This is a genomic window from Citricoccus nitrophenolicus (assembly GCF_047305825.1).
Lineage (GTDB): Bacteria > Actinomycetota > Actinomycetes > Actinomycetales > Micrococcaceae > Citricoccus > Citricoccus nitrophenolicus.
In genome coordinates this window covers 931,699-953,226 of the sequence record NZ_CP063070.1, presented here as the reverse complement: position 1 = coordinate 953,226, position 21,528 = coordinate 931,699, and the positions used below count along the sequence as shown (strand labels likewise).

The following is a 21,528-nucleotide window of genomic DNA, read 5'->3' as shown; positions in this document are numbered from 1 at the left end:
GAGTCCTCATGAGCACTCCGACCACCACCCTGACGGTCCCCACTGGCTGGTCCCCGGGTTTCCTCCCCGGGGCCGACCTGTTGATGATGCCGTTGCCCGGGCCTGACCGGATCACTCCCTTGTTCACGGTTCGCCACTGGAGCACGAACGCCGACCTGCCCGAGAACACCGAGGTACATGACCCGCGGACTGACTCGGCCCCGGAATCGCCACGGTTCGGTGCCCCCAGCGGGCCGGATCCGGCCCGGGGCGTGCCCGTGGGCATGGACCGCTGGTCCGGCGGTGACTGGTTCGGCCTGCGCTTCCTGCGCCTGGTGCCGTCACTGACCGGCCAGCCTGTGGCGGAGACCCGCTGGTTGCTGTGGTCAGCGGTGGACGAGCTGCCCGAGGGGTTCGACCCCCTGAAGGACACGCCGGCCCTGGACGCCACCGCTGTCTGCGCCGTGGGCGATCTGCCCCTTCTGGAGATGCTCCTGGACTCGATGGCCGGTGCCATCCCTGCCGACTGGGCGCCTGCCCTGGCAGCCGAATATCCTGCTCGCCAGTCCATGGTCAAGGTGACACGGCGCGCCGGTGAAGCCGCTCGGACCCAGGCAGCGGCCGGGCCCGACGACGGCCATGCGGGTCCCCGAGAGCGGTACAGCTCTGCGAGGACTTGGGCGGGGGCCCCGATGGTGGAACTGAGACCCGAGGCGCTCGAGTTCCTGCGCACTCACCGCCCGGATGCCGCCTGGGGTGAGCTCCAGGATGAATCGGCGCGACCTGTGGTGGCGGCCGGGCTGGCCGATGCTGCCACCCGCCACCTGACGGGCCGGGGCGGCGCATTCGCCTCGCTCCTGCAGCACCCCGAACAGGTCTCCACCCTGACCATCCACAGTCAGCACGGCCGGCACCGCGCCGTCGAGCTGTTCCGGGCAGGAGGCCTGGTGGCCGCCGTCGCGCATGCCCTCCCGGTCCAGGGGGTGCCGGACGAGGCGCTGATCGGTCTCTTCCCGGCCGAGCGCGCCCCGGAGCTGGTGCTCCGGGCCGCTGCCTTGGGCCCGTCCGATTCGCGCCGGCTGGAGCAGGACACGGTCTCTCGGGACCTGTTGGTCCGGCGGGCCCTGAACCCGGAGACCGAGCTGCCGGAGCACCTGGCCGGTGACGCACGGTGGCAAGACCTGTGGGAATCAGCGTGGTTGCTGTGGACCCTGGAGACTGAGGACCGAGCACCGGACGGGACCACGTCCGGTGACCCCGCGCCGCTGCTCATGGCCCTCAACGCCGGCCGGCACGGTAATCAGGTGCTGACGCGTCCTGCCGGCACGGACGGCCTGGGTGGTGTGGCCGGCGGGACTGATGCCCGGCAGCCCGCGGCCGTGCGCCTCGTCCCGGCCCAGACCTCAAGCCTGGTGGTGACTCTGCTGAACCGCCTCACCGGCCGCACCTCAGAGGATCCCGTCGAACACCGCCTCTGACGCGAGACCAACAGGCCATGGGGAGATGTCCCCATGGCCTGCTGCGGGGCTGTCCTCTAGCGTGGTTGCAGAAACCGGAGCCTGTCGATGATCGGGATGGGCTGAACGCATGAAAGTGGCGACGCACGAGGTGATGGCATGACCGAATACTGGATTGAGGTTGATCAATGCCAGGTGCTGATCAGCCGGATGCGCGGGCTTCTGGATGACATCCGCACCGATTTCGACAAGATCGGCGGCAACATGGACGATGTCCGTGCCCGGCTTGGTGTGAAGAAGGAAGCCGAGTCCGTTCAGTATGTCTCCAAGAACCTGGACGATGACCTGGAGAAACTGGCGGGCACCACCCTTCCCGACTATATGGACGACCTGGTCGGAGCTGTGGAGCACAAGGTCAATGCCATGCAGGAGGTCGTCAACTACTTCGCATCCGGGGACGCGCAGATGGCCTTCGACTCCCAGCACCGGTCCGATGAGATGCCGGAGGTGCGGCATTCCGGGGAGACCGGGTACACCTACGGTCACCCTGCCACCGGTCACGGCGAGGACACTCCGCCCACCACGGAGGAGGCCGGCCCGTCCGGCGATCCGACGGAACCGCTGACGAAGGGCGATGTGGCCCCTGAGCCCTTCCAGCGTGCTGACAACATCCGCGAAGTGGACGGGAAGTAGGCAGACATGACAGGACTCAACAACGCCGAATATGCCGGTACCGGCCATTACCACCAGCGTGAGGGCTACTGGGAGATGCTCGCCCCGTGGGCCATGCTGCAGCCGAATCCCGATCAGTCGGACGAGGCCGCCGTGGACTTCGCCAACAACCTGCAGCTCACTCGGGAGCGCTTCGACGAGATCTTCGATCTCTGGGGCCAACTGGTCAACCACTACCAATGCGCCGATGCCGATCTGGTGGCCACCGCCATGAATGACCAGATCGGGCCGGCCATGGCCCTGGCGCAGGCAGGGCAGATGCTGATGGGAGCCCATACGACGTACTCCGCCACCATCGAGGGCAGCTCCGTCAAACAGACCTGGGTGGACAACCTCGGCTGGGCTCCGGGGTTCGTGGACCGCTGGAAGGCCATGGAGGCTGACAAGTCCTCCCTGGACGATGAGGAGTTCGAGGAGAAGTACGGCAAGCCTTGGGCCGAGGTCCAGAGCGACCTGCAGATCGAACGAGGCACCTACCAGGACGCCGCGGCAGATGCGGTCCAGAAGGTCAAGGATGCCCGCCAGGCCTACAAGGACTCCATCGGCGATATCGATCTGGGCGACCTGGCGAACCTGCGCTTCTCGAAACGGGAGGAAGCGCTGGACGTGGCGGATGACGTGGACGAGCTCACGGACTGGATCATGAACTCGGAGGCGTTCGAGGGCCTTGGGCTCACGGAGGAGCAGGCCCGCCGCATCGCCGAGGACGCCTTCGGCGAGGGCGGCTTCTCCGGGCAGTACACGGATGCGGAGGGACGGACCTGGGTCCGTGCCCCGGACGGCCGCATGGTCCGGGCCGGGTCCATGATGGACCCGAACCTCACCGAGTCGATCCTGGTGGCCATGGCCAATGACCCCGAGGTGGGGGAGATGGAGATCCAGATTCCCTCCTCGGACGGTCAGGACGTCATCAACACCACCATCAGCCAGTTGTACGGCCGCGGCAGCGAGCAGGCCCAGGACTACCTCGAGAACCATCGGCCGGACATGGACAAGAACCGGACGGCCCGCGGATTCACGGGCCTCGGCGTGGCCATCAGCCTGCTCCAGGGGGCCCACGGGGCCAACTCGCAGCGGGAGCTGGAGGAGAACCTGTATCCGCTCTTCACTGAGGACATCCTCGATGAGCGTCGGGACGTGAACCTGGGCAAGTCGGCCATCACCACGGGTGCCAGCACAGTGGTCGGTTTCGTGGCCGGAGCCGCGGCACCGGTCACCGGTGGCGGGTCCATCCTGATCGGCGCAGTGGTGGACCAGGTCACCGGAGAGATCGTCGGCTGGCTGGTCGAGTGGGGCGACGAACAGCTCAACACCTGGGACATCGACGAGGTGGACGAGCTCTCCGACGGCGAGTTCCCGGAGTGACAGGATCCGCACTCGGCGGCGCCGCGGACCGCGACCGCGACCGCGTGATTCAGGCGCTGGCCGGAGAGCCGGACCGTTTCCGGGTCATTCGGGCCCCGTCCGTGCCAGGCGGCCTCGGTCCGGACGAGGTGGACGAGCTGTCCAGGCTCGCGGGCCCGGACCGCTCCCAGGGGCCGAGACTGCCCGTCCCGGACGGATGGACGGAACTGCGGGTGCGGGGTGTCCACCAGACGCTGCTGCTGACCGACGCCGTTCGGAGTCGAGGTGTCCTGGCCCAGATCGCGGTGACGCTCTCCGGCACGCCCGGAGCCCGCCCAGGCGAGGCTCCGGCGGCCGATGTCCTGCCTGTGCCGCAAGACCTGGCACTGGCCGTGGAGCGCTGGAGCGGCGGGGGATGGAACGGGGTGCACGCGTCATGGTTGCACCATGGGCCGGATGGCGTGATCCAGCACCGGCGCTGGGATCTGCCGGCGGCCGGCGGTGTGGAGGTGACCGTCACGTCCCGATACGCCGCGGCCCTCGGTAAGTACCTGGACCACCGCGTGGACGCGATGGTCGCCGGCCTCGAGGCCTCCGACGCCGGCCCGTGGCCCGGCAGCGTGGATCAGGCCGCCGAGCGATTCAGTCAGTGGCAGGCTGGCCGGCAGCTACCGGCCCCGATGCCGGATCCGATCACGCTGGGGCCGGCCGGCGTGGACTGGATCGATCGCCTCCCTCAGTTGGCCGAAGCGAGCCGGGGGCGGCTGGAGGTGGCCCCTCCTGCGGCACCGGCCGACGCAGTGACCGCTGGTCTGGCGCAGGCCGACGGCACGCCGACCGAATCAGGCCGACGGATCAGCCGGACCCGCCGCGAGGCCCGGACCCGGCTGGACATCCACCGCACCGATGCGACCGGGACCTCGGCGAGGGGAAGGATGTGGATCGATGAGGACCGTGCCCTGGCTGTCGCCGCGCCCTCCGTGCCGGAAAGCCACCATCAGGTGGGCCTCTACCCTCGACCCCGCACTGCGGAGCTGATCCTGCGCATGATCGGCTTCGTCCCGGAGGGGCCGCATGTCCCGCCGGAGGATCCGTTGACCTGGGAACAGCTCTTCGCGTCTCCCTCGGCCTCGGAGGGTCTCGAGGGGCCGGCGAATCCGCTGCAGGCCTGGTGGGCCTCCCCGAGGGCCCTGTGGCAGGTGGTCCCGCATCTGAGGGAGGGCGGGTCCGCGCATCGGAGCGACACCGCCGGACAGGCTGTGGGGCCGGTCCTCCAGATCCTGACGGTCCCGGGTTTCGGTCACTACCGGTGCCTGCCCTCGGGCCCGGGCTCCCCGGCGCGGTTCCGGCTCGAGGCGGTCTCCGGCCTAGCCCTCCTGCAACACGTCCGCGACTGGTGCCGGTCCCTGAGCTGACGCTGACGGCGGCGATGGGGAGCTCTCCCCATCGATTCGATGGTCAGCCCCCGATAGTCTCGGATCAACACGATCCCAGGTTGAAGCGGCAAGAAGGCGAGCATCTACTGTGACTGACTACTTCGTCGTTCCCGACACCTGCCGAGGCATTGCCGGCAGGGCCCAGGAGGGCATGCTGGCGCGGAACGATCATTTCTCCAAGGTGCTGGGGGCGCTCGAAGACGCCTTCAACGCCTGCGGCAGCGGACGAAGCGTCAAGGGGGGCTCGGGAGTGCTCGGATACTTCGAGCGATTCCCCGATCTGCCCCAAGAGCTCTATCAGGACAAGCTCAAGCCCACCCACCAGGGCATTTGCAGTCACATCGACCACGTGATCGGTGCCTTCAGTGATGCAGTCGATTCCTATGTCTCGGGAGACATCGAGCAGAAGGTCAGGGCCGAGTCAGAGGCGAACGGAGACGTCGCGCTGGACTACCCCACAGTGATGAACTCGGACGGCACCGTACTTCGGGAGGGCGGAACCGCCGGTACGGGCAACAATGACAACTCAGCCCACAAGCGGGCGCCCGTGGACACCTCGGAGTCCCCTGCGACCTCGCCCTTCAGTACCCACCCGGACTATGAGGACAACACCCCGTGATCATCTCCGTTGCAGAATCGGGTATCAGCCCGGACCACCACCGCGGGCTCGTTCCCGTACTCTCCCTCCCACCGAACGCCGATCTCATCAGGCAACGCGCAGAGGCGGTCTCGGCCGCACTCCAGGGGACGGCCGATGACATCCAGCCGGTCTTCCAGACCTGGAGGGAGATCGAGGGCAACTACGTCACCTACGAGACGGATGAGGTCCTCACGGCGATGGATGAGGACGCACGGCACCTTTCCGCCCTCAAGTCAGCCGGAACCGTCATCGCCGGGGCGTTGGGCATCTATGCGGCGGTGTGCGATGACTACAAAGAACGTCACGACACCTACATGGAGGACATCATCCCAGTCCTCAACCAGGACCGGGAACTCCAGGAGCTGACGGGCGGAGACGTGGGCAAGATCTTCGAAACCGAACGCGGAGAAGAGCTGCACCGTCTGATCACCGGGGCCTTGCCGGAGCTGAAGATGCGCGGGCGGGACCACCAGGTCTTCTTGGACCAAGGGCAGATGGCACTGGTCACTGCCATGGAGAGTCTGGACATGGAGGACTTGGCCCAGTTCGCGTTCACCTCCCGGCAGGCCGGGCTCGACGCTGCGGACTCTCGCGAGGAACTCGAATTCATGCTCCTTGAGAGCGAAACCTTCGGCAGCCAACTGACCATGGAGGAGATCCGCCGTCTTTCGGGAACCATCGACCTGGATGAACTTCCCTACGACTACATGGACGAGGAGGGCCGCAAGTGGGTGACTCTTCCGGACGGGACCAAGGTCCGAGCGGGCAGTGCCATGGACCCGAACCTCAACACGGCGATCGTGAATGCGATGGCTGCCGACCCGGACATGGCAGATGTCAAACTGCCCACCGGTGTCAACGAAGAAGGTGAAACCCAGTACCTCTCGGCCTACGACATCGCCGGCCGGTTGGTCGGAGCGGCCAACGACGCCGGAGCGGGCGGCCATCTGCCGACTGTGGGCAGCGTCATGACGCTGGTGTCCCTGGGGATGATGGTGAACGGTGCCCACGGTGCCGGACAGGCCGGCCGTTTCAACGAGCAGGCCGTGGCTCCGCTGATGTCCGACGCGGACCTCGACGAGATCGAGGAGCACTACGCCACCAAGGATCTGACGACCAGCGCCACCAAGACCGTCGTGTCCATCCCCATCGGTGCCGCCGCATCCGCCACTGCCGGTGCCACCTTCGGCGGTTCGTACGTGATCGCCTATGTCCTCGACGAGGCCACGGGTGCTGTGGTGGACGTGATCATCGACAAGGTCTATGACGACACCTGGTCCGAATCGGAGATGGTGAATCGCAAGGGCGAGCGCATCGAAGAGGTGGACACGTTCGACGAGGAGGAGTACTGGCGCCTCGTGGAGGAGCGCGCCAAGGAAGAGGGAACGGCCCCGGCCGGGGAGGGCCCCCTCAACCCGAATGCGCCGGAGAACCCGACGATCCAAGGGGTACCCGGCCCGAAGCCGGCCGGGCCCGCCCCTGAGTCCGAGGGGACGGGGTGATGCCCGGAGCCACGGAGACACTGGACATCGAAGTCGGCCTACGCGAGCTCATCTTCCGTGACGGCGCGGGAGCCTTGGGCGAGGCTCCCGGCTGGACGCGCGTCGTGGACCCCGGATCGGAAGACGCCCTGGTGTTCACCGCCGCCCGGGTAGCCCCGGTGGCCTTTCCCCGGGTCACCTTGGAGCGCCATCCATGGACCAGGGTCTGGACCGGGGCATGGCCCGACCCGACGGTGCCCGACGGAAAGCATCTGGACCTGGCCATCGAGCCGTTCCGGCGGCCCGACGGGGAGGGCTGGACCGTCCTGCGTGCTGCCTCGATTCACGGCCGGTCACTGGTGGAACGGAGCTGGGTCTTCCCTGAGGAAGATGGCCTGTGCCTCGTCCGGGCGCGCTTCTCGCCGGAGCTGTTCACAGACATGGAACGCCTGCTGGATTCCGTCGTCGGCTCCGCCCCAGGAATCCATCCGGTGGGCGGGACGCATGTCCTGGACTACGGCCCCGCCGGCACCCGGGCCATACCCGCGCTGGTGGAGATCCAACCGGCCACCGCTCGCTGGCTCTTCGAGGAAGCGGCCACGGACCATCCCGGCGTCCTCGCGCCACGTTCAGATCGGACGGCCTTGGCGGCCGCGGGAATCATCGACGGAGAAGGCCTCCTGACGCGGCAGGGGCGGTGGCTGGCACGCACCCATGTCCTGTCCCCCCGCCGGTGGACGCTCAGGGCAGAACACGAAGCAGGAAGCAGGCGGACGGTGGAGATCTCCGTGACGGGCCCTGCAGCGGTGGTGTTCGTCCGTTCGGGGACCACTCAGTGGATCGGAACGGTGCACCGCAGCCGTGCGCCTGAGGTCGCCGCACGATTCGCCGGGATCGGCCCGGCTCCGCACGTCAACCTCCAGACCGTCCTCGGTACCGAGACGATCTCCGCACGTCTGGCCGATGCCTCCACCCCGGCTCCGCCCGACGCGGACCACGAGCTCAGGAACGTGTGGGGGGACACTTGGTTCCGTTGGATCCTCGCCGCGCCGGACGAGCGGCCGTCTCCACCCGAACCGGAGGGCGAGGCGGGGCAGCCGGTCACGGTGAGGCAGTTCATCGGCACCCTCCACAACGGCCACTACGCCCTGATGGCCGATGGTCCCAGGTCCGGCACCGAGAGCCGCAACGTGCGGCTGGAAGCCGTACCCTCCACCGAACTGTTCGGCATGTTCTGCCGGACCATGCTCGGTGTCGGTGGGCTGAGCGACCAGTAGATCGTCCGGTTGACCTGACCCATCGGGTGACGGCTGGACGGCCGGGTCTCCGGCCCCTACCTTCCGACCGACACCCGCGTCCGGGCCGCCGCATCGGCGACGACCGCGCGCAGGGGAGCGCCGGCGTCGTGCCCCGGGTTTTCCGCCACCGCGGCGGCCACCCGCCGCTGGTGCGCGGCCGCGCCACCGCCGGCGAGGATGTCCTCCACCCCGGCCAGCTCGGCCGAGCAGCCGAGGCGCTCGGCCACCGGTGCCAGTCGGGTCAGTTCGGCGCGCAGGTGCTCGGACACCAGGGTCTCCTCGCCGGCCGCGTCCAGGATGATGATGGCGTCCTGGCCGTAGCGGGCGGCCCGCCACTTGTTCTCCTGCACGTGCCACGGCGGCATGGTCGGGATGGTGCCGCCGGCCTCCAGGGTGTCGGAGAAGTCCTGCACCAGGCATTGGGTCAGGGCGGCGATCGAGCCCATCTCCTCGAGGGTGGCCACCCCGTCAGACACCCGCATCTCCACGGTGCCGAGGCGGGGGACGGCGCGCACATCCCAGCGGCACTCGGTGACGTCGTCGATCACGCCGGTCTTGGTCAGGTCCGCCACGCACTGTTCGAAGCCGGACCACTCGGGGAACTGGAACGGCAGCCCGGCGGTGGGCAGCTGCTGGAACATCAGGGTGCGCTGGGACTGGTAGCCGGTGTCCACGCCGGCCCAGAACGGGCTGGAGGCGGACAGGGCGAGGAAGTGCGGCACGTAGTTGACCAGGCCGTCCACCACGGGCATCGCCTTGCGCACGTCATCCAGGCCCACGTGTACGTGCACCCCGTAGATCAGCATCTGCCGGCCCCACCACTGGGTGCGGTCGATCATCTTGCCGTAGCGGTCCGCCGGGGTGACGGCCTCGCCGGTGGGCTCGGCGAAGGGGTGTGAGCCCTGGCAGTACAGATCGATCCCCATCGGGTCCGTGACCGCCTGGACGGCCTGCGCGGACTCCCGCAACTGGCCCACCCCCTCGGACACCGTTCGGCAGACATCCGTGACGAGCTCCACGGTGTTCAGCAACAGCTCGGGCTTGACGTGGGGGTGCTCCTGCCCGAGGTGCAGTTCGGCGGCGTCCGCCACGCCGGCCAGCACCCGGTCCGCGACCGGTTGCAGGGTGGCGTCCGTGGCGTCCACGAGGGCCAGTTCCCATTCCAGGCCCAGGGTGGACTGTGCGGACCGCGCGAAGGGAAGGCTCATGGGGTCCATCCTAGAACCGCGCCGGTCCCTACGATGGACGGGTGATGATCTCCTCCCCGCCGCGCCGGCCAGCCGCACTGCCCCTGACCGCCCTGCTCGCCGCGGCCTTGGCCCTGACCTCCTGCACCCCGGACCCCCAGGGCACGACGCCGGCCCCCGGCCCCGGCACGGACGGCACCGGGGGTGCCGGGCCGGGTGGGGGAGAGGGGGACACTGAGCCGAGCGCGCTGGAGGTGGCACTGGGCGCACCCTCCGAGGAGACGAGGGCCGCCGCCGCGGAGGCCGTGGCCGGGATGGACACCTCCGAGCAGGCCGGGCAGGTCCTGGTGGGCCAGCTTGGCGCGGCGGGGACGGACCCGGCCTCGATCCAGGAGCTGAACCTGGGTGGGGTGATCGTCATGGGGGACGCCGTGCCCGCGGCTGCGGACGGTACCGATGACGTGGAGTCCCTGGCGGCCCGCCTGGAGGAGACGCAGGCGGCCCTCTCGGCCGGACGGGACTGGTCCGGGATGGTCTCCGTGGACCAGGAGGGCGGGCTCGTGGCGCGGCTGCAGGAACCGCTGACCGAGTGGCCCACCCCCATGAGCTACGGGGCCATTCCCGCCGGAACCGACACCGGAACCGGCGCCGGAACCGACGCCGGCGCCGAACTGGCCCGGGCCGGCCATGCGGGGATGGGGCAGGAGCTGGCGGAGCTCGGGTTCACGGTGGACTTCGCCCCGAGCGTGGACGTCACGATCGGCGCGCAGGATCCCGCCATCGGCGCACGCTCCTTCTCCTCGGACCCAGAACGCGTGGCCACCCTGGGCCGGGCCGCCACGGAGGGACTGCTGGGGGCCGGACTGCTGCCCGCCCCCAAGCACTTCCCGGGCCACGGCTCCGTCAGCACCGACTCCCATGTGACGGCCCCCGTCCAGGAGTCCTCCCTGGCCGAGCTGCGGCAGCGGGACTGGCTGCCCTTCCAGGAGTTGCTGGCCGGAGATCAGTACACGCCGATGGTCATGATGGGGCACATCATCGTCCCGGAGCTGGAGCCCGAGGTGCCCTCCTCGGTGTCCGCGCCGGCCTACGAGGCATTGCGTGGACTCGCGGCTCCAACGGACGGGGCCGAGGAAGGGGCAACGGAGGGCTATGACGGCGTGGTGGTCACCGATGCGCTGAACATGGGGGCCCTCGTGGAGCGCTACGGCGCGGACGAGGCTCCCGTCAATGCGCTCGCGGCCGGGGCGGACCTGCTGCTGATGCCCTCTGACCTGACCGGGGCGCGGGACGCGATCACCGCGGCCGTGGACTCCGGCGAGGTGCCGGCCGAGCGGCTCACGGAGGCCGCCGAGCGGGTGGTGACGCTGCTGATGTGGCGGGACGAGCTGGCCGAGACCCTCGGGCAGGCGAGCGAGGAGGAGAAGGCCGCGGCCGGCGTCGGGCCTTCTGATACGAACGCCGCGGAGACCTCCCGTGCGGTCTCGGCCGCGTCGGTCACCGTGGTGGAAGGTGAGTGTTCGGCGCCGCTGGTGCAGGACTCACTGCAGGTCACGGGCGGCACCGCACGGGACCGGGCACGGTTCACCGCGGCGGCGGAGGACGCCGGGCTGAGCGTGGGGTCCGGCCCGGTGGTCTCCCTGCTGGGCGGGGCGCGTGAGCCGGGGCAGGCAGACGTGGTGGTGGCGCTGGACGCGCCCTTCGGCCTGGCCAGTTCCTTGGCGTCCGACGACGGCGCCCTGGTGGCGCTGTACGGCCGGTCCCCGGAGGCGTTCGCCGCGTTGATGGACGTGCTGACCGGCGAGGCCGAGGCGCCGGGTGAGCTGCCCGTGCAGGTGGGTGAGTGGCCCGCCGGGACGGGGTGCTGAGACTGCTGAGGTCTCCGTCACCTTTCGACGCATTCGCGCAATAAGCAATCAAGCGAATGACCTAATCGTCTAAGGTAAGGCTTACCAAAAGCGGAGGGGCTGCCGGCGAGTCCAGCACGGCCCTGCGCAACCACAGCTTTTGCCCTTCCCCAAGGAGTACCACTCGCATGCAGACCACGAACCGACGCCTCGGCCTGGCCGCCCTCGTCACCACTGCGGCCCTCGCCCTCACGGCCTGTGGCGGTACGGCCAGCAGCACCGATGAGCCCTCGCCCGCGGCCTCCGCGTCTGCTGGCGGATCTGCCACGGCCGAAGCCGCGTCCTACCCCGTGGACGTCACGGACATGGCCGGAGCAGACGTGAGCATCGAGTCCGCCGACTCCGTCATCGCCACGGACAACCGCGCCTTCCGCACCCTGGAGGACTGGGGCGTGGAGCTGGCCGCCGCGCCGCTGGGACTCATGAACGAGGGCACCGTGGACTACCCCTCGGACGACTCGATCCTGGATCTGGGCACCCACCGCGAACCCAACATGGAGGGCTTCGTGGAGGCGCAGCCGGACCTGGTCCTGAACGGTCAGCGCTTCTCCGGAGTGGCCGAGGAGATCAAGCCGCTGATCGGTGAGGCCGCGTTCGTGGACACCAACGTGGTGGAGGGAGAGCCGCTGGCCGGCGAACTGCGCCGCCTGACCACGCTGCTGGGTGACGTCTTCAACCAGCAGGCCGAGGCCGAGACCCTGATCTCCGACTTCGATGCCTCCATCGAGGCCGCGAAGGGCGCCTACGATCCAGAGCAGAGCGTCGTGGGACTCATCGCCACCGGCGGGGACCTGTCCTACGCCGCCCCCTCCACCGGCCGCGCCATCGGCCCGGTGTTCGACATGCTCGAGTTGACCCCGGCGCTGGAGCGCGAGGGTTCCTCCAACCACCAGGGCGATGACATCTCGGTGGAGGCCATCGCCGAGGCCAACCCGGACTGGCTGCTGGTGATGGACCGTGATGCAGCGGTCTCCGCCTCGGATGAGGAGGGCTACCAGCCCGCCGCCGAGTTGATCGAGAACTCCGAGGCGCTGCAGGACGTGACCGCCGTCAAGGAGGGCAACATCGTCTACCTGCCGGAGGACTTCTACGTGCACGAGGACATCCAGAACTACACCACCTTCCTCAACGATCTCGCTGAGGCCTTCGGCGCCTGATCAGCACGGGGTCTCACTCCCCTTCGGCCCGGAGAAGACGGGCGGGTGCAGCGCATCCGCCCGGCATCTCCGGGCCGGGCCGTGAACTACGAAGGACAGCAGTGACCGCAGCGTACGAACACCGGAACCCGGAGGCCCAGTCGGCACCCCTGGGCGCCGACTACCAGACCGTCCACCCAGGCGGGGAGGCGGGCCTGCCCCCAGAGACCTGTGGTTCCGGGGGCCCAAGAGGTTCAGGAGGCAATGCCGTCCGATCCCGGTGGCGGGTCGCCTGGCCGCTCCTGACCGGCGTGGTGATGGTGCTCGGCCTGGTGGTCACCTCGCTGTTCGTGGGCGTCTATGACATCGCGGGCGCCGAGGGCGGCTGGGACATGTTCTTCATCACCCGGGTTCCACGGACCATCGCCCTGGTACTGGCCGGGGCCACCATGGCCATGGCCGGTCTGGTCATGCAACTGATGACGCAGAACCGGTTCGTGGAGCCCACCACCACCGGCACCACCGAATGGGCCGGCCTCGGCCTGCTGGTGACCATGCTCCTGGTGCCGCAGGCCTCGATCTTCGACCGGATGTTCGGCTCCGTGCTCTTCGCGTTCGTGGGCACCATGGTGTTCTTCGCATTCCTGCAACGCGTGACGCTGAAGTCCTCTCTGATCGTGCCCGTCATCGGCATCATGCTCGGGGCCGTGGTGGGGGCCTTCTCCACCTATCTGGCCCTGCAGACCGACATGCTGCAGCAGCTCGGGATATGGTTCGCCGGCTCCTTCACCGGGGTGGTGCGCGGCCGCTACGAGCTGCTGTTCATCGTGCTGGTGATCGGCGTCCTCATCTTCCTGCTGGCGGACCGGTTCACGGTGGCCGGGCTGGGCAAGGACATCGCCACCAACATCGGCCTGAACCACACCGCGGTCCTACTGACCGGGGTCTCCATGATCGCGATCGTCACCGGCGTGGTCACCGTGGTGATCGGGTCCCTGCCGTTCCTCGGACTGATCGTGCCCAACGTGGTCTCCATGTTCCGCGGGGACAACCTGCGCACGAACCTGCCGTGGGTCTGCCTCGTGGGGATCGCGGTGGTCACGGTGTGTGACATCATCGGCCGCACCATCATCATGCCCTTCGAGGTCCCCGTCTCCCTGATCCTCGGCGTGGTCGGCGCCATCGTCTTCATCGGGCTGCTCGTCAGGAGGCGCAAGCATGTCTGACCTCACGCTGGAACGTGCCCAGCAGACCAAGGCCCCGGCCGGCGTCGTGCCCTCTGGTGGTGCCCGGCCCCCGCGGGAGGTGGGGGTGGCGCGGCGTCAGTCCGGGCCCTTCGCCGAGCGCAGGCACCGCAACCGCTACCTGTGGCTGGTGGGCGGGCTGCTGGTGCTCGCGGCGCTGACCACCTATGGCAACCTCGCGTGGGACAACCCCATGCCGCCCGGCTCGGAGGGCTTCTGGATCATCGCCAGGATGCGCGTGGAGTCGGTGGTGGTGATGGCCGTGGTGGCGCTCTGCCAGGCCGTGGCCACCGTGAGCTTCCAGACCGCCACGAACAACCGCATCATCACGCCCTCCATCATGGGCTTCGAATCCCTGTACACGCTGATCCAGACCGCCGCCGTGTTCTTCTTCGGCGTGGCCGGCGTGACCATGGTGGTGGGGCTGGGGCAGTTCGCGCTCCAGGCCGGGCTCATGGTGGTCTTCGCCGTGCTGCTGTACTCCTGGCTGCTGTCCGGACGCTTCGGCAACATCCACATCATGCTGCTGGTGGGCGTGGTGCTCGGTGGAGGGCTCGGCGCGCTGTCCACCTTCATGCAGCGCGTGCTGGACCCCAACGAGTTCGATGTGCTGACGGCCCGTCTGTTCGGCAACATCTCCAACGCACAGTCCGAGTACCTGCCGTACGTCATTCCGATCGCGCTGGTCTGCGCCACGGTGTTGTTCGTCCGCGCGCGGCGGATGAACGTGCTGGCGCTGGGCGCGGACGCCACCAACAACCTCGGGCTGAACCACAGGCGCGAGATCATGCTCGTGCTGACCCTGGTGTCCGTGCTGATGGCCATGACGACCTCCCTGGTGGGCCCCATGACCTTCCTCGGCTTCCTGGTGGCCACGCTGGCCTACCAGTTCACGGACACCTACGACCACCGGCTGATCCTGCCCGTGGCAGTCCTGATCGGCTACACCATCCTGTCCGGGGCCTACTTCGTGCTGCGGAACATCTTCTATGCGGAGGGGGCCGTGACCATCATCATCGAACTGGTGGGCGGGCTCGTCTTCCTCCTCGTCATCCTGCGAAAGGGCCGGCTGTGATCACTCTCGAGGGCGTCCAGAAATCCTATGGCGACGAGGTCCAGATCGGTCCCGTCTCCGTGGAGCTGCCGCAGGGCGGCATCACCGCGCTGGTGGGGCCGAACGGGGCCGGCAAGTCCACCATCCTGACCATGATCGGGCGGCTGCTCAAGGTGGATGCCGGACGGATCGAGGTGGCCGGCCAGGACATCGTGAACACGCCCTCCAAGGCCGTGGCCAAGATCCTGTCCATCCTGCGCCAGGAGAACCACTTCGTCACCCGGCTGACCGTGCGCCAGCTCGTGGGCTTCGGACGGTTCCCCTACTCCCGCGGGCGGTTGACGGTCGAGGACGAGGGCTACATCAACGAGGCGATCGACTTCCTGAACCTTGGCGCGTTGGAGAACCGGTACCTGGATCAGCTCTCCGGCGGTCAGCGGCAGCGTGCCTACGTGGCCATGGTGCTGGCACAGAACACCGACTACGTGCTGCTGGACGAGCCGCTGAACAACCTGGACATGCAGCACTCCGTGCAGATGATGAAGCAGCTGCGCCGCGCCGCCGACGAGCTCGGGCGGACCGTGGTGATCGTGCTGCATGACATCAACTTCGCCTCCCGCTACGCCGACTGGATCCTCGCCATGAACGACGGTCAGGTCACCGAGTTCGGCCCGCCGTCCGAGATCATCACGGACGAGGTGCTCTCGCGGGTGTTCTCCACGCCGGTGCGCGTGATCGATGGCCCCGAGTGCCGGCTGGCGGCCTACTACTGACGCCGCCCCCCGGTCCCGGTTCCGTGAGTGGTCACATCCCGCTTCCGTGAGTGGTCAGTTGCCGTGGCGAATGAGGGGTTGATCGGCACGGCAACTGACCACCCACGATGGGGCGTCATGCCCCGTCGCCGCACTGCAGCACTCCACAGGCGGCCGGTTCCGTCCGTGCGTCCACAGGTCGACGCGAGCGACCAGTGTGCAAGCCTGCGGGATATCAGGCTGGCAGCATGCCTCCTCAGAAGAGACCCCTGCCCGGTCACGTACCGTCCGTCTTCTCGACGCAACAGGTGCTCGCCGAGGGCCTGGAAGTACAGTATCTGCGGCATCCCGATCTCGCGGTGATCAGCCGAGGCATCCGCCATCAGTCATCGACTCATGGCGATGACCTGGAACATCTCGCGGCGCTGCAGGCCATCCACCAGTTGGGGGTGTTCAGCCACGAGACCGCCGCAGCGGTCTGGGGTATGTGGCTGCCGTCGTGGATCAGGCCCTTCGACCCCGTTCACGTGTCCAAGACCCGTAAAGCCGGACCGCGCCCCCGACGCAAACAGGTCAAGGGCCATCTGCTCCCCACGGATGCCGTGATCCAGCGCGTCAGGGGTGTCCGGGTGACCGGGCCGGCCTGGACGTGGGTGCAACTGGCCGGAACGAACATGAGCCTGGAGTGGCTCGTGGCCGCCGGAGACAGCATCCTGCAGAGCAGTGATGGTCCGACGGCGGGTCGCGAGCCGGGCATGCATCCACTGTCGTCGGTCGAGAACCTCAAGGAGGCGATCGGCCAGCGGACAAAGATGAAGGGGATCAAGCGCGCTAGAGAGGTTGTGGAGCTGCTGCGCGAGGGGTCGGATTCGCCACAGGAGAGCCGACTGCGCATCAGGGTCGTCGACGCCGGTTTTTCTGAGCCCGTGGTCAATCCGGAGATCATCCTGTCCAGCGGAGAACGCATCACGCCGGATCTGGTGTGGGAGGACGTGAAGATCTGCGTGCAGTACGAGGGGGACCACCATCGGAGTGATGCGGAGCAGTGGGACCGGGACATCCAGCGTGACCGGCGCATGCAGTTCGATGGGTGGATCGTCCTGAGGGTGACGAAGCAGGTGTTCAGTCACGATGGCTGGAGCGCCTTCGTCCGAGACCTGCGCCAGTCCTTCTCCTCCCGCAGCCCTGGGGCATGAACCGCCGCTCGCCATCGGCCCCGTGGGTGGTCAGATCAGGTGGCGAACCACCGGTGATACGCCACGGCAATTGACCACTCACGGTGCGGGACTCAACGAGGGACCGGCTCGACCTCCACGGCCACGCGTTCCTCACCGATCCGAGTCAGCACCAGGGTCGCGTGGTGGCCGGCCCCCTTGCCACTCTTGCCACCCTTACCACTCTTGCCCGCCTTGCCCTGGCCGGACATCAGCAACCGCCGCAGCTCCTCCGGGGTGACGTCCACGCCACGCTTCTTGATGTCCAGCCGCGTCACGCCGTTCTCCCGGACCCAGTGGCGCAGCCCCTTGACCTTGTACGGCATGACGTCCAGCACCCGGTAGCCCGTGGCGAACCGCGAGTCCAACGCCTCGTCGGTGCAGAAGTAGGCGATGTGCTCGTCCAGCAGTCTCCCGCCCGCGCCGGAGAACTCCCGGTCGATCAGGTCGGCCACCAGCCCGGCTCGGATCACGGCGGGGTCTGGCTCGTAGAGGAACCCGGTCAGCCCCTCCGTCCCGGCCACGGGGACCGCGGGGGAGTCGCCGAAATCGGCGGCGGAGGACAGCTCGGCCGGGCCCTCGTCTCCACCATCCAGCACGAGTGCCGAGCGGCGGACCCCCGGGCGGGCCAGCGCGTTGAACCACAGCACCGCCTCGGTGAGCGAGCCGTCCACGGACACCCATTGGGCCTCGCACCCCGCGGGCACCGATCCATGCGGCAGCGCCGGGCCGAGCTTGACGCCCACGGGAGCTCCTGTCTCGGCCAGCTGCTCCACGAAGGACAGCGGCGGGGAGAAGGCCTCGGGGTCGAACACGCGCGAGGACCCGGAGGAGGACACCACACGCCGAGCCGGATCCAGCCAGAACCCCTCGGGCCGGGGAGTGCCGGACCCATCAGCCCCACCGGCCCGGCCAGACGCACCGCCCCCGGCATCCTCACCAGCCGTTCCTGCACTCTCGGCGTCCAACCCGTCCGACCCGTCCGACCCGTCCGACCCGTCCAGCCCGCCCAACCACTCCTCGGCGTCGGCGCAGACCACGGTGGCATTCGGGAACGGCATCAGGTTGATGGTCGCGGCGGCGGCCACGGTCTCGTCCCGCTCCACGGCGGTGACGTCCAGGTCCAGAGCGGCCAGCGCCATCGCATCCGCACCGATCCCGCAACCCAGATCCGCCACGCTCTGCACCCCGGAGGCGGCGAAGCGGCCGGCATGCAGAGCGGCGACGCTCATCCGTGTCGCCTGCTCAAGCCCTGCGCGAGTGAACACCATGTGGCCGGCGAAGGGGCCGAACTTCCCGGTGGCCTGAGTCCGGAACTTCAGCTGCGTCAGTACGGCGGACACCAGTTCCGGTGCATGCCCCTCGGCCCGCAGGCGGGTGGACCAGGTCAGTGCCTCCGACTCCCGGTAGGGTTCCGAGGCGCTCAGTGAGTTCAGCAGTGCCCAGCCCTCGGGCGTCAGCACGGGGGTGAGCGCGGTCTCGTCCCGCGCGGAGTCCGCGGCGGAGTGCCGGTCCGAGGCGCCAGGACGGGATGCGGGGGAGTGCGAGGAGGAGGCCACGGATCCACGGTACCGGCAGGTCCGCCCGTGCCTCCCACCGGCCGTCCACACCTCACTGCGGTTCGGCCGGCCCACCGGTACGCTGGACCCATGCCTAGCCGTCCCGCCTCGCGACCTCCGTTGCCTGACTACGCGCGCCCGGACCAGGGCCGGCCGGATCTGGACCATGACGGGGACGGTGAGCAGCGCTTCGACTTCTTCGGCCGCTTCGAGGAAGAGGACCTGGACCCGAAGGACCGGCAGGACGAGTACGACGACGGCCCTGAGCACTCCGGTGACCTCACCTCTGGTGCGGGCCGGGCCGACGTCGGGCGTGATTCCCGCGCCTCCCGGCAGGCTGCGACCGCGCCGCTGTGGTGCAAGATCCTGCTGTACGCGTCCATGGCCGTCGGCGTGGTGGCGGCGCTGCTACTGATCATCACCGTGATCGCCCAGGTCTTCGTGGCCGGCACCTTCACGCTCGGCGGCGGGGACATGCTCTCCGATTCCGAGGCAGCGGATGCGATCCGCCGGGACGTGGTGTGGGTGCCTCTCGCCGGACCGCTGATCGCGCTCGGTGCCGCGTTCGCGGGACTGTGCGTGGCCGCCGTCGGGATCTTCCGGGCCCGCCGGGGCTCCTGAGCAGCACCCGGCGCCCGGGGATGGGGAGTTCTCCCCATCGTGACGCGCAACAGCTGCCGCTTGAGTGGCAACCGTCCGATGGCAACGTCGAAAGGACCGGCCGGACTCGGCCCCGCCCCGTCCCTTTGGCACTCGCCTTGACCGAGTGCTAAAGCCCGCATAGAGTCATTTCTGGCACTCCGGGGCACCGGGTGCTAAGCCTGAAGGACCTGCCATCCGGCTCCCGCGACGACGGTTGGCCAGCCTCCGGCGCACAACATCATCAATAGACGCCGTCCGGTCTGGAACACGGCCCCGGCGCACCCGAGATAGAAGGAGAGTGCAGACGTGTCTGTCTCCATCAAGCCCCTTGAGGATCGTATTGTTGTCCGTCCGCTGGAAGCCGAGCAGACCACCGCGTCCGGCCTCGTGATCCCGGATACCGCCAAGGAGAAGCCGCAGGAGGGCCAGGTCGTGGCCGTCGGCGCCGGCCGCGTTGATGACAACGGCAACCGCATCGCAGTGGACGTCGCCGAGGGTGACGTGGTGCTGTACTCCAAGTACGGCGGCACCGAGGTCAAGGTCGGCGGCGAGGAGTACCTCGTGCTCTCCGCGCGTGACGTGCTGGCCATCGTCACCAAGTGATCCTCCGCCGGTTCGCCGGCTGACGACGCACCCAGGCCCGGCCCGGCACCTCGGCCGGCCGGGCCTGCGTGCGTGACGCGCCGGCGCCGTGCCCCGCCTCTTCCGGCGGAGATGCCCGACGCCGGCCGCGCACCCGATGTTCTCCCCATAGTTTTTCCCTGCATTCCTTAACCGAAAGGAGCTTCGTTCATGGCGAAGCAGCTTGCCTTCAACGATGAGGCGCGACGAGCCCTCCAGGCCGGTATCGACAAGTTGGCCGACACCGTCAAGGTCACCCTCGGCCCCAAGGGCCGCAACGTGGTCCTGGACAAGGCCTGGGGCGCCCCCACCATCACCAACGATGGCGTGACGATCGCCCGTGACATCGAACTGGACGACGCCTACGAGAACATGGGCGCCCAGCTGGCCAAGGAAGTGGCCACCAAGACCAATGACGTGGCCGGCGACGGCACCACCACCGCCACCGTGTTGGCCCAGGCCCTCGTGAACGAGGGCATGCGCCAGGTGGCCGCCGGTGCCGCCCCGAACGAGATCAAGCGGGGCATCGAGGCCGCCGTGGCCGCCATCGACGCCCGCCTGGCCTCCAACGCCGTGGCCGTCACCGGCAACCAGGTCGCCGCCGTGGCCGGGATCTCCGCCCAGTCGGACGAGATCGGCGAGCTGCTGGCCCGTGCCTTCGACACCGTCGGCACGGACGGCGTCATCACCATCGAGGAGTCCTCGACCACCTCCACCGAGCTGGTCATCACCGAGGGCATGCAGTTCGACAAGGGCTACCTGTCCCCGTACATGGTCACCGACGCCGAGCGTCAGGAGGCCGTCCTCGAGGATCCGTACATCCTGCTGAACTCCGGCAAGATTTCCAACGTGCAGGAGTTCCTGCCGTTGTTGGAGAAGGTCCTGCAGTCCAACAAGCCGCTGTTCATCATCGCCGAGGACATCGAGGGCGAGGCCCTGTCCACCCTCGTGGTCAACAAGATCCGCGGCACCCTGAACGTCGTGGCCGTCAAGGCCCCGGGCTTCGGTGACCGCCGCAAGGCCATGATGCAGGACATCGCCACCCTCACCGGTGCTCAGGTGGTCTCCCCGGACCTCGGCATGAAGCTGGACCAGGTGGGCATCGAGGTGCTCGGCACCGCCCGCCGCGTGACCGTCACCAAGGACAACACCACCATCGTCGAGGGCGCAGGCTCCGCGGATGAGGTCGCTGGCCGCGTGGCGCAGATCAGGTCCGAGATCGAGGCCACCGATTCCGATTGGGACCGCGAGAAGCTGCAGGAGCGCCTGGCCAAGCTGGCCGGCGGCGTGGGCGTCATCAAGGTCGGTGCCGCCACCGAGGTGGAACTGAAGGAGTCCAAGCACCGTATCGAGGATGCCGTGTCCTCCACCCGTGCGGCTCTGGAGGAGGGCATCGTGGCCGGCGGCGGTACCGCGCTGATCAACGCCCTGTCCGCCCTGGACGAGGACGAGGCCATCAAGTCCCTGTCCGGCGACGCCGTCTCCGGTGTGGGCATCGTCCGCAAGGCGCTGCACGAGCCGCTGCGCTGGATTGCCCAGAACGCCGGCGAGGACGGCTACGTGGTCACCTCCCGGGTGGCCGAGCTGGAGCCGAACTTCGGCTTCAACGCCAAGACCGGCGAGTACGGCGACCTGCTGGCCCAGGGTGTCATCGACCCCGTCAAGGTCACCCGCTCGGCGCTGCTCAACGCCGCCTCGATCGCCGCACTGGTGCTGACCACCGAGACCCTGGTGGCGGACCAGCGCGAGGACGAGGACGAGAAGTAGACCTCCCTCAGGCATAAAGTGACCCCACCCCGACCGTTGTGACGGGGTGGGGTCACTTTATGCCCGGGATGGACCGTC

At 68.6% G+C, this 21,528-nt stretch carries 18 protein-coding genes; 16 read left to right on the top strand and 2 right to left on the bottom strand.

The features are described 5' to 3' along the window. Positions 1-8: 8 nt before the first annotated feature. From IMT31_RS04300 to IMT31_RS04270, 7 genes are all read left to right on the top strand, one after another. The gene (locus IMT31_RS04300) at positions 9-1,457 is read left to right on the top strand and encodes a hypothetical protein (protein ID WP_413543876.1); all 1,449 of its coding nucleotides are present in this window, start codon (positions 9-11) and stop codon (positions 1,455-1,457) included. Positions 1,458-1,595: 138 nt separating this feature from the next. Continuing rightward, complete coding sequence (locus IMT31_RS04295) at positions 1,596-2,129, top strand: DUF6507 family protein (protein WP_413543875.1); 534 nt, start codon at positions 1,596-1,598, stop codon at positions 2,127-2,129. Positions 2,130-2,135: 6 nt separating this feature from the next. Then, the gene (locus IMT31_RS04290) at positions 2,136-3,533 is read left to right on the top strand and encodes a hypothetical protein (protein WP_413543874.1); all 1,398 of its coding nucleotides are present in this window, start codon (positions 2,136-2,138) and stop codon (positions 3,531-3,533) included. Then, the gene (locus IMT31_RS04285; RefSeq protein ID WP_413543873.1) at positions 3,530-4,927 is read left to right on the top strand and encodes a hypothetical protein; all 1,398 of its coding nucleotides are present in this window, start codon (positions 3,530-3,532) and stop codon (positions 4,925-4,927) included. The genes IMT31_RS04290 and IMT31_RS04285 overlap by 4 nt, the downstream gene beginning before the upstream one ends. A gap of 109 nt (positions 4,928-5,036) precedes the next feature. After that, positions 5,037-5,567, top strand: coding sequence for a hypothetical protein (locus IMT31_RS04280; RefSeq protein ID WP_413543872.1), 531 nt, complete (start codon positions 5,037-5,039; stop codon positions 5,565-5,567). Next, positions 5,564-7,090, top strand: coding sequence for a hypothetical protein (locus tag IMT31_RS04275; RefSeq protein WP_413543871.1), 1,527 nt, complete (start codon positions 5,564-5,566; stop codon positions 7,088-7,090). The genes IMT31_RS04280 and IMT31_RS04275 overlap by 4 nt, the downstream gene beginning before the upstream one ends. Further along, a complete protein-coding gene (locus IMT31_RS04270) occupies positions 7,090-8,346 on the top strand; it encodes a hypothetical protein (protein WP_413543870.1) in 1,257 nt (418 codons plus the stop codon). The genes IMT31_RS04275 and IMT31_RS04270 overlap by 1 nt, the downstream gene beginning before the upstream one ends. Before the next feature lie 56 nt (positions 8,347-8,402). On the opposite strand, the gene IMT31_RS04265 is transcribed toward IMT31_RS04270, so the two are convergent. Next, a complete protein-coding gene (locus tag IMT31_RS04265; RefSeq protein WP_345362209.1) occupies positions 8,403-9,575 on the bottom strand; it encodes a glutamate--cysteine ligase in 1,173 nt (390 codons plus the stop codon). Positions 9,576-9,619: 44 nt separating this feature from the next. Between IMT31_RS04265 and IMT31_RS04260 the strand changes: the two genes are divergently transcribed. The 6 genes from IMT31_RS04260 (at position 9,620) to IMT31_RS04235 (ending at position 16,843) form a co-directional block, all read left to right on the top strand. After that, positions 9,620-11,422, top strand: coding sequence for a glycoside hydrolase family 3 N-terminal domain-containing protein (locus tag IMT31_RS04260; RefSeq protein WP_413543869.1), 1,803 nt, complete (start codon positions 9,620-9,622; stop codon positions 11,420-11,422). Between the two features lie 167 nt (positions 11,423-11,589). After that, a complete protein-coding gene (locus tag IMT31_RS04255; protein WP_413543868.1) occupies positions 11,590-12,618 on the top strand; it encodes a siderophore ABC transporter substrate-binding protein in 1,029 nt (342 codons plus the stop codon). Positions 12,619-12,719: 101 nt separating this feature from the next. Then, positions 12,720-13,823: an ABC transporter permease gene (locus IMT31_RS04250; protein ID WP_413543867.1), complete on the top strand. Its 1,104-nt coding sequence runs from the start codon at positions 12,720-12,722 to the stop codon at positions 13,821-13,823. Then, on the top strand, positions 13,816-14,916 hold the full coding sequence (locus tag IMT31_RS04245; protein ID WP_413543866.1) for an iron chelate uptake ABC transporter family permease subunit: 1,101 nt from the start codon (positions 13,816-13,818) through the stop codon (positions 14,914-14,916). Before IMT31_RS04250 ends, IMT31_RS04245 begins: the two co-directional genes overlap by 8 nt. Continuing rightward, positions 14,913-15,668: an ABC transporter ATP-binding protein gene (locus tag IMT31_RS04240; RefSeq protein ID WP_345362221.1), complete on the top strand. Its 756-nt coding sequence runs from the start codon at positions 14,913-14,915 to the stop codon at positions 15,666-15,668. Before IMT31_RS04245 ends, IMT31_RS04240 begins: the two co-directional genes overlap by 4 nt. Positions 15,669-15,895: 227 nt before the next feature. Continuing rightward, on the top strand, positions 15,896-16,843 hold the full coding sequence (locus tag IMT31_RS04235) for a hypothetical protein (RefSeq protein WP_413543865.1): 948 nt from the start codon (positions 15,896-15,898) through the stop codon (positions 16,841-16,843). A gap of 92 nt (positions 16,844-16,935) precedes the next feature. On the opposite strand, the gene IMT31_RS04230 is transcribed toward IMT31_RS04235, so the two are convergent. Beyond that, positions 16,936-18,324 (bottom strand): THUMP-like domain-containing protein, encoded by a 1,389-nt coding sequence (locus IMT31_RS04230; protein ID WP_413544366.1) that lies wholly within the window; start codon positions 18,322-18,324, stop codon positions 16,936-16,938. A 186-nt stretch (positions 18,325-18,510) separates the two neighbouring features. Between IMT31_RS04230 and IMT31_RS04225 the strand changes: the two genes are divergently transcribed. From IMT31_RS04225 to groL, 3 genes are all read left to right on the top strand, one after another. Next, on the top strand, positions 18,511-19,041 hold the full coding sequence (locus IMT31_RS04225) for a hypothetical protein (RefSeq protein WP_413543864.1): 531 nt from the start codon (positions 18,511-18,513) through the stop codon (positions 19,039-19,041). 327 nt (positions 19,042-19,368) lie between these two features. Next, on the top strand, positions 19,369-19,665 hold the full coding sequence (groES, locus tag IMT31_RS04220) for a co-chaperone GroES (RefSeq protein WP_345362233.1): 297 nt from the start codon (positions 19,369-19,371) through the stop codon (positions 19,663-19,665). Between the two features lie 189 nt (positions 19,666-19,854). Further along, a complete protein-coding gene (gene groL / locus IMT31_RS04215; protein ID WP_413543863.1) occupies positions 19,855-21,450 on the top strand; it encodes a chaperonin GroEL in 1,596 nt (531 codons plus the stop codon). Positions 21,451-21,528 lie beyond the last annotated feature (78 nt).

Coding starts and splice junctions, on each gene's coding strand:
- IMT31_RS04295 (WP_413543875.1), top strand. CDS start 1,596: ATGACCGAATACTGGATTGAGGTTGATCAATGCCAGGTGCTGATCAGC.
- IMT31_RS04265 (WP_345362209.1), bottom strand. CDS start 9,575: ATGAGCCTTCCCTTCGCGCGGTCCGCACAGTCCACCCTGGGCCTGGAA.
- IMT31_RS04260 (WP_413543869.1), top strand. CDS start 9,620: ATGATCTCCTCCCCGCCGCGCCGGCCAGCCGCACTGCCCCTGACCGCC.
- IMT31_RS04255 (WP_413543868.1), top strand. CDS start 11,590: ATGCAGACCACGAACCGACGCCTCGGCCTGGCCGCCCTCGTCACCACT.
- IMT31_RS04300 (WP_413543876.1), top strand. CDS start 9: ATGAGCACTCCGACCACCACCCTGACGGTCCCCACTGGCTGGTCCCCG.
- groL (WP_413543863.1), top strand. CDS start 19,855: ATGGCGAAGCAGCTTGCCTTCAACGATGAGGCGCGACGAGCCCTCCAG.
- IMT31_RS04290 (WP_413543874.1), top strand. CDS start 2,136: ATGACAGGACTCAACAACGCCGAATATGCCGGTACCGGCCATTACCAC.
- IMT31_RS04225 (WP_413543864.1), top strand. CDS start 18,511: ATGCCTAGCCGTCCCGCCTCGCGACCTCCGTTGCCTGACTACGCGCGC.
- IMT31_RS04245 (WP_413543866.1), top strand. CDS start 13,816: ATGTCTGACCTCACGCTGGAACGTGCCCAGCAGACCAAGGCCCCGGCC.
- IMT31_RS04270 (WP_413543870.1), top strand. CDS start 7,090: ATGCCCGGAGCCACGGAGACACTGGACATCGAAGTCGGCCTACGCGAG.
- IMT31_RS04235 (WP_413543865.1), top strand. CDS start 15,896: ATGCCTCCTCAGAAGAGACCCCTGCCCGGTCACGTACCGTCCGTCTTC.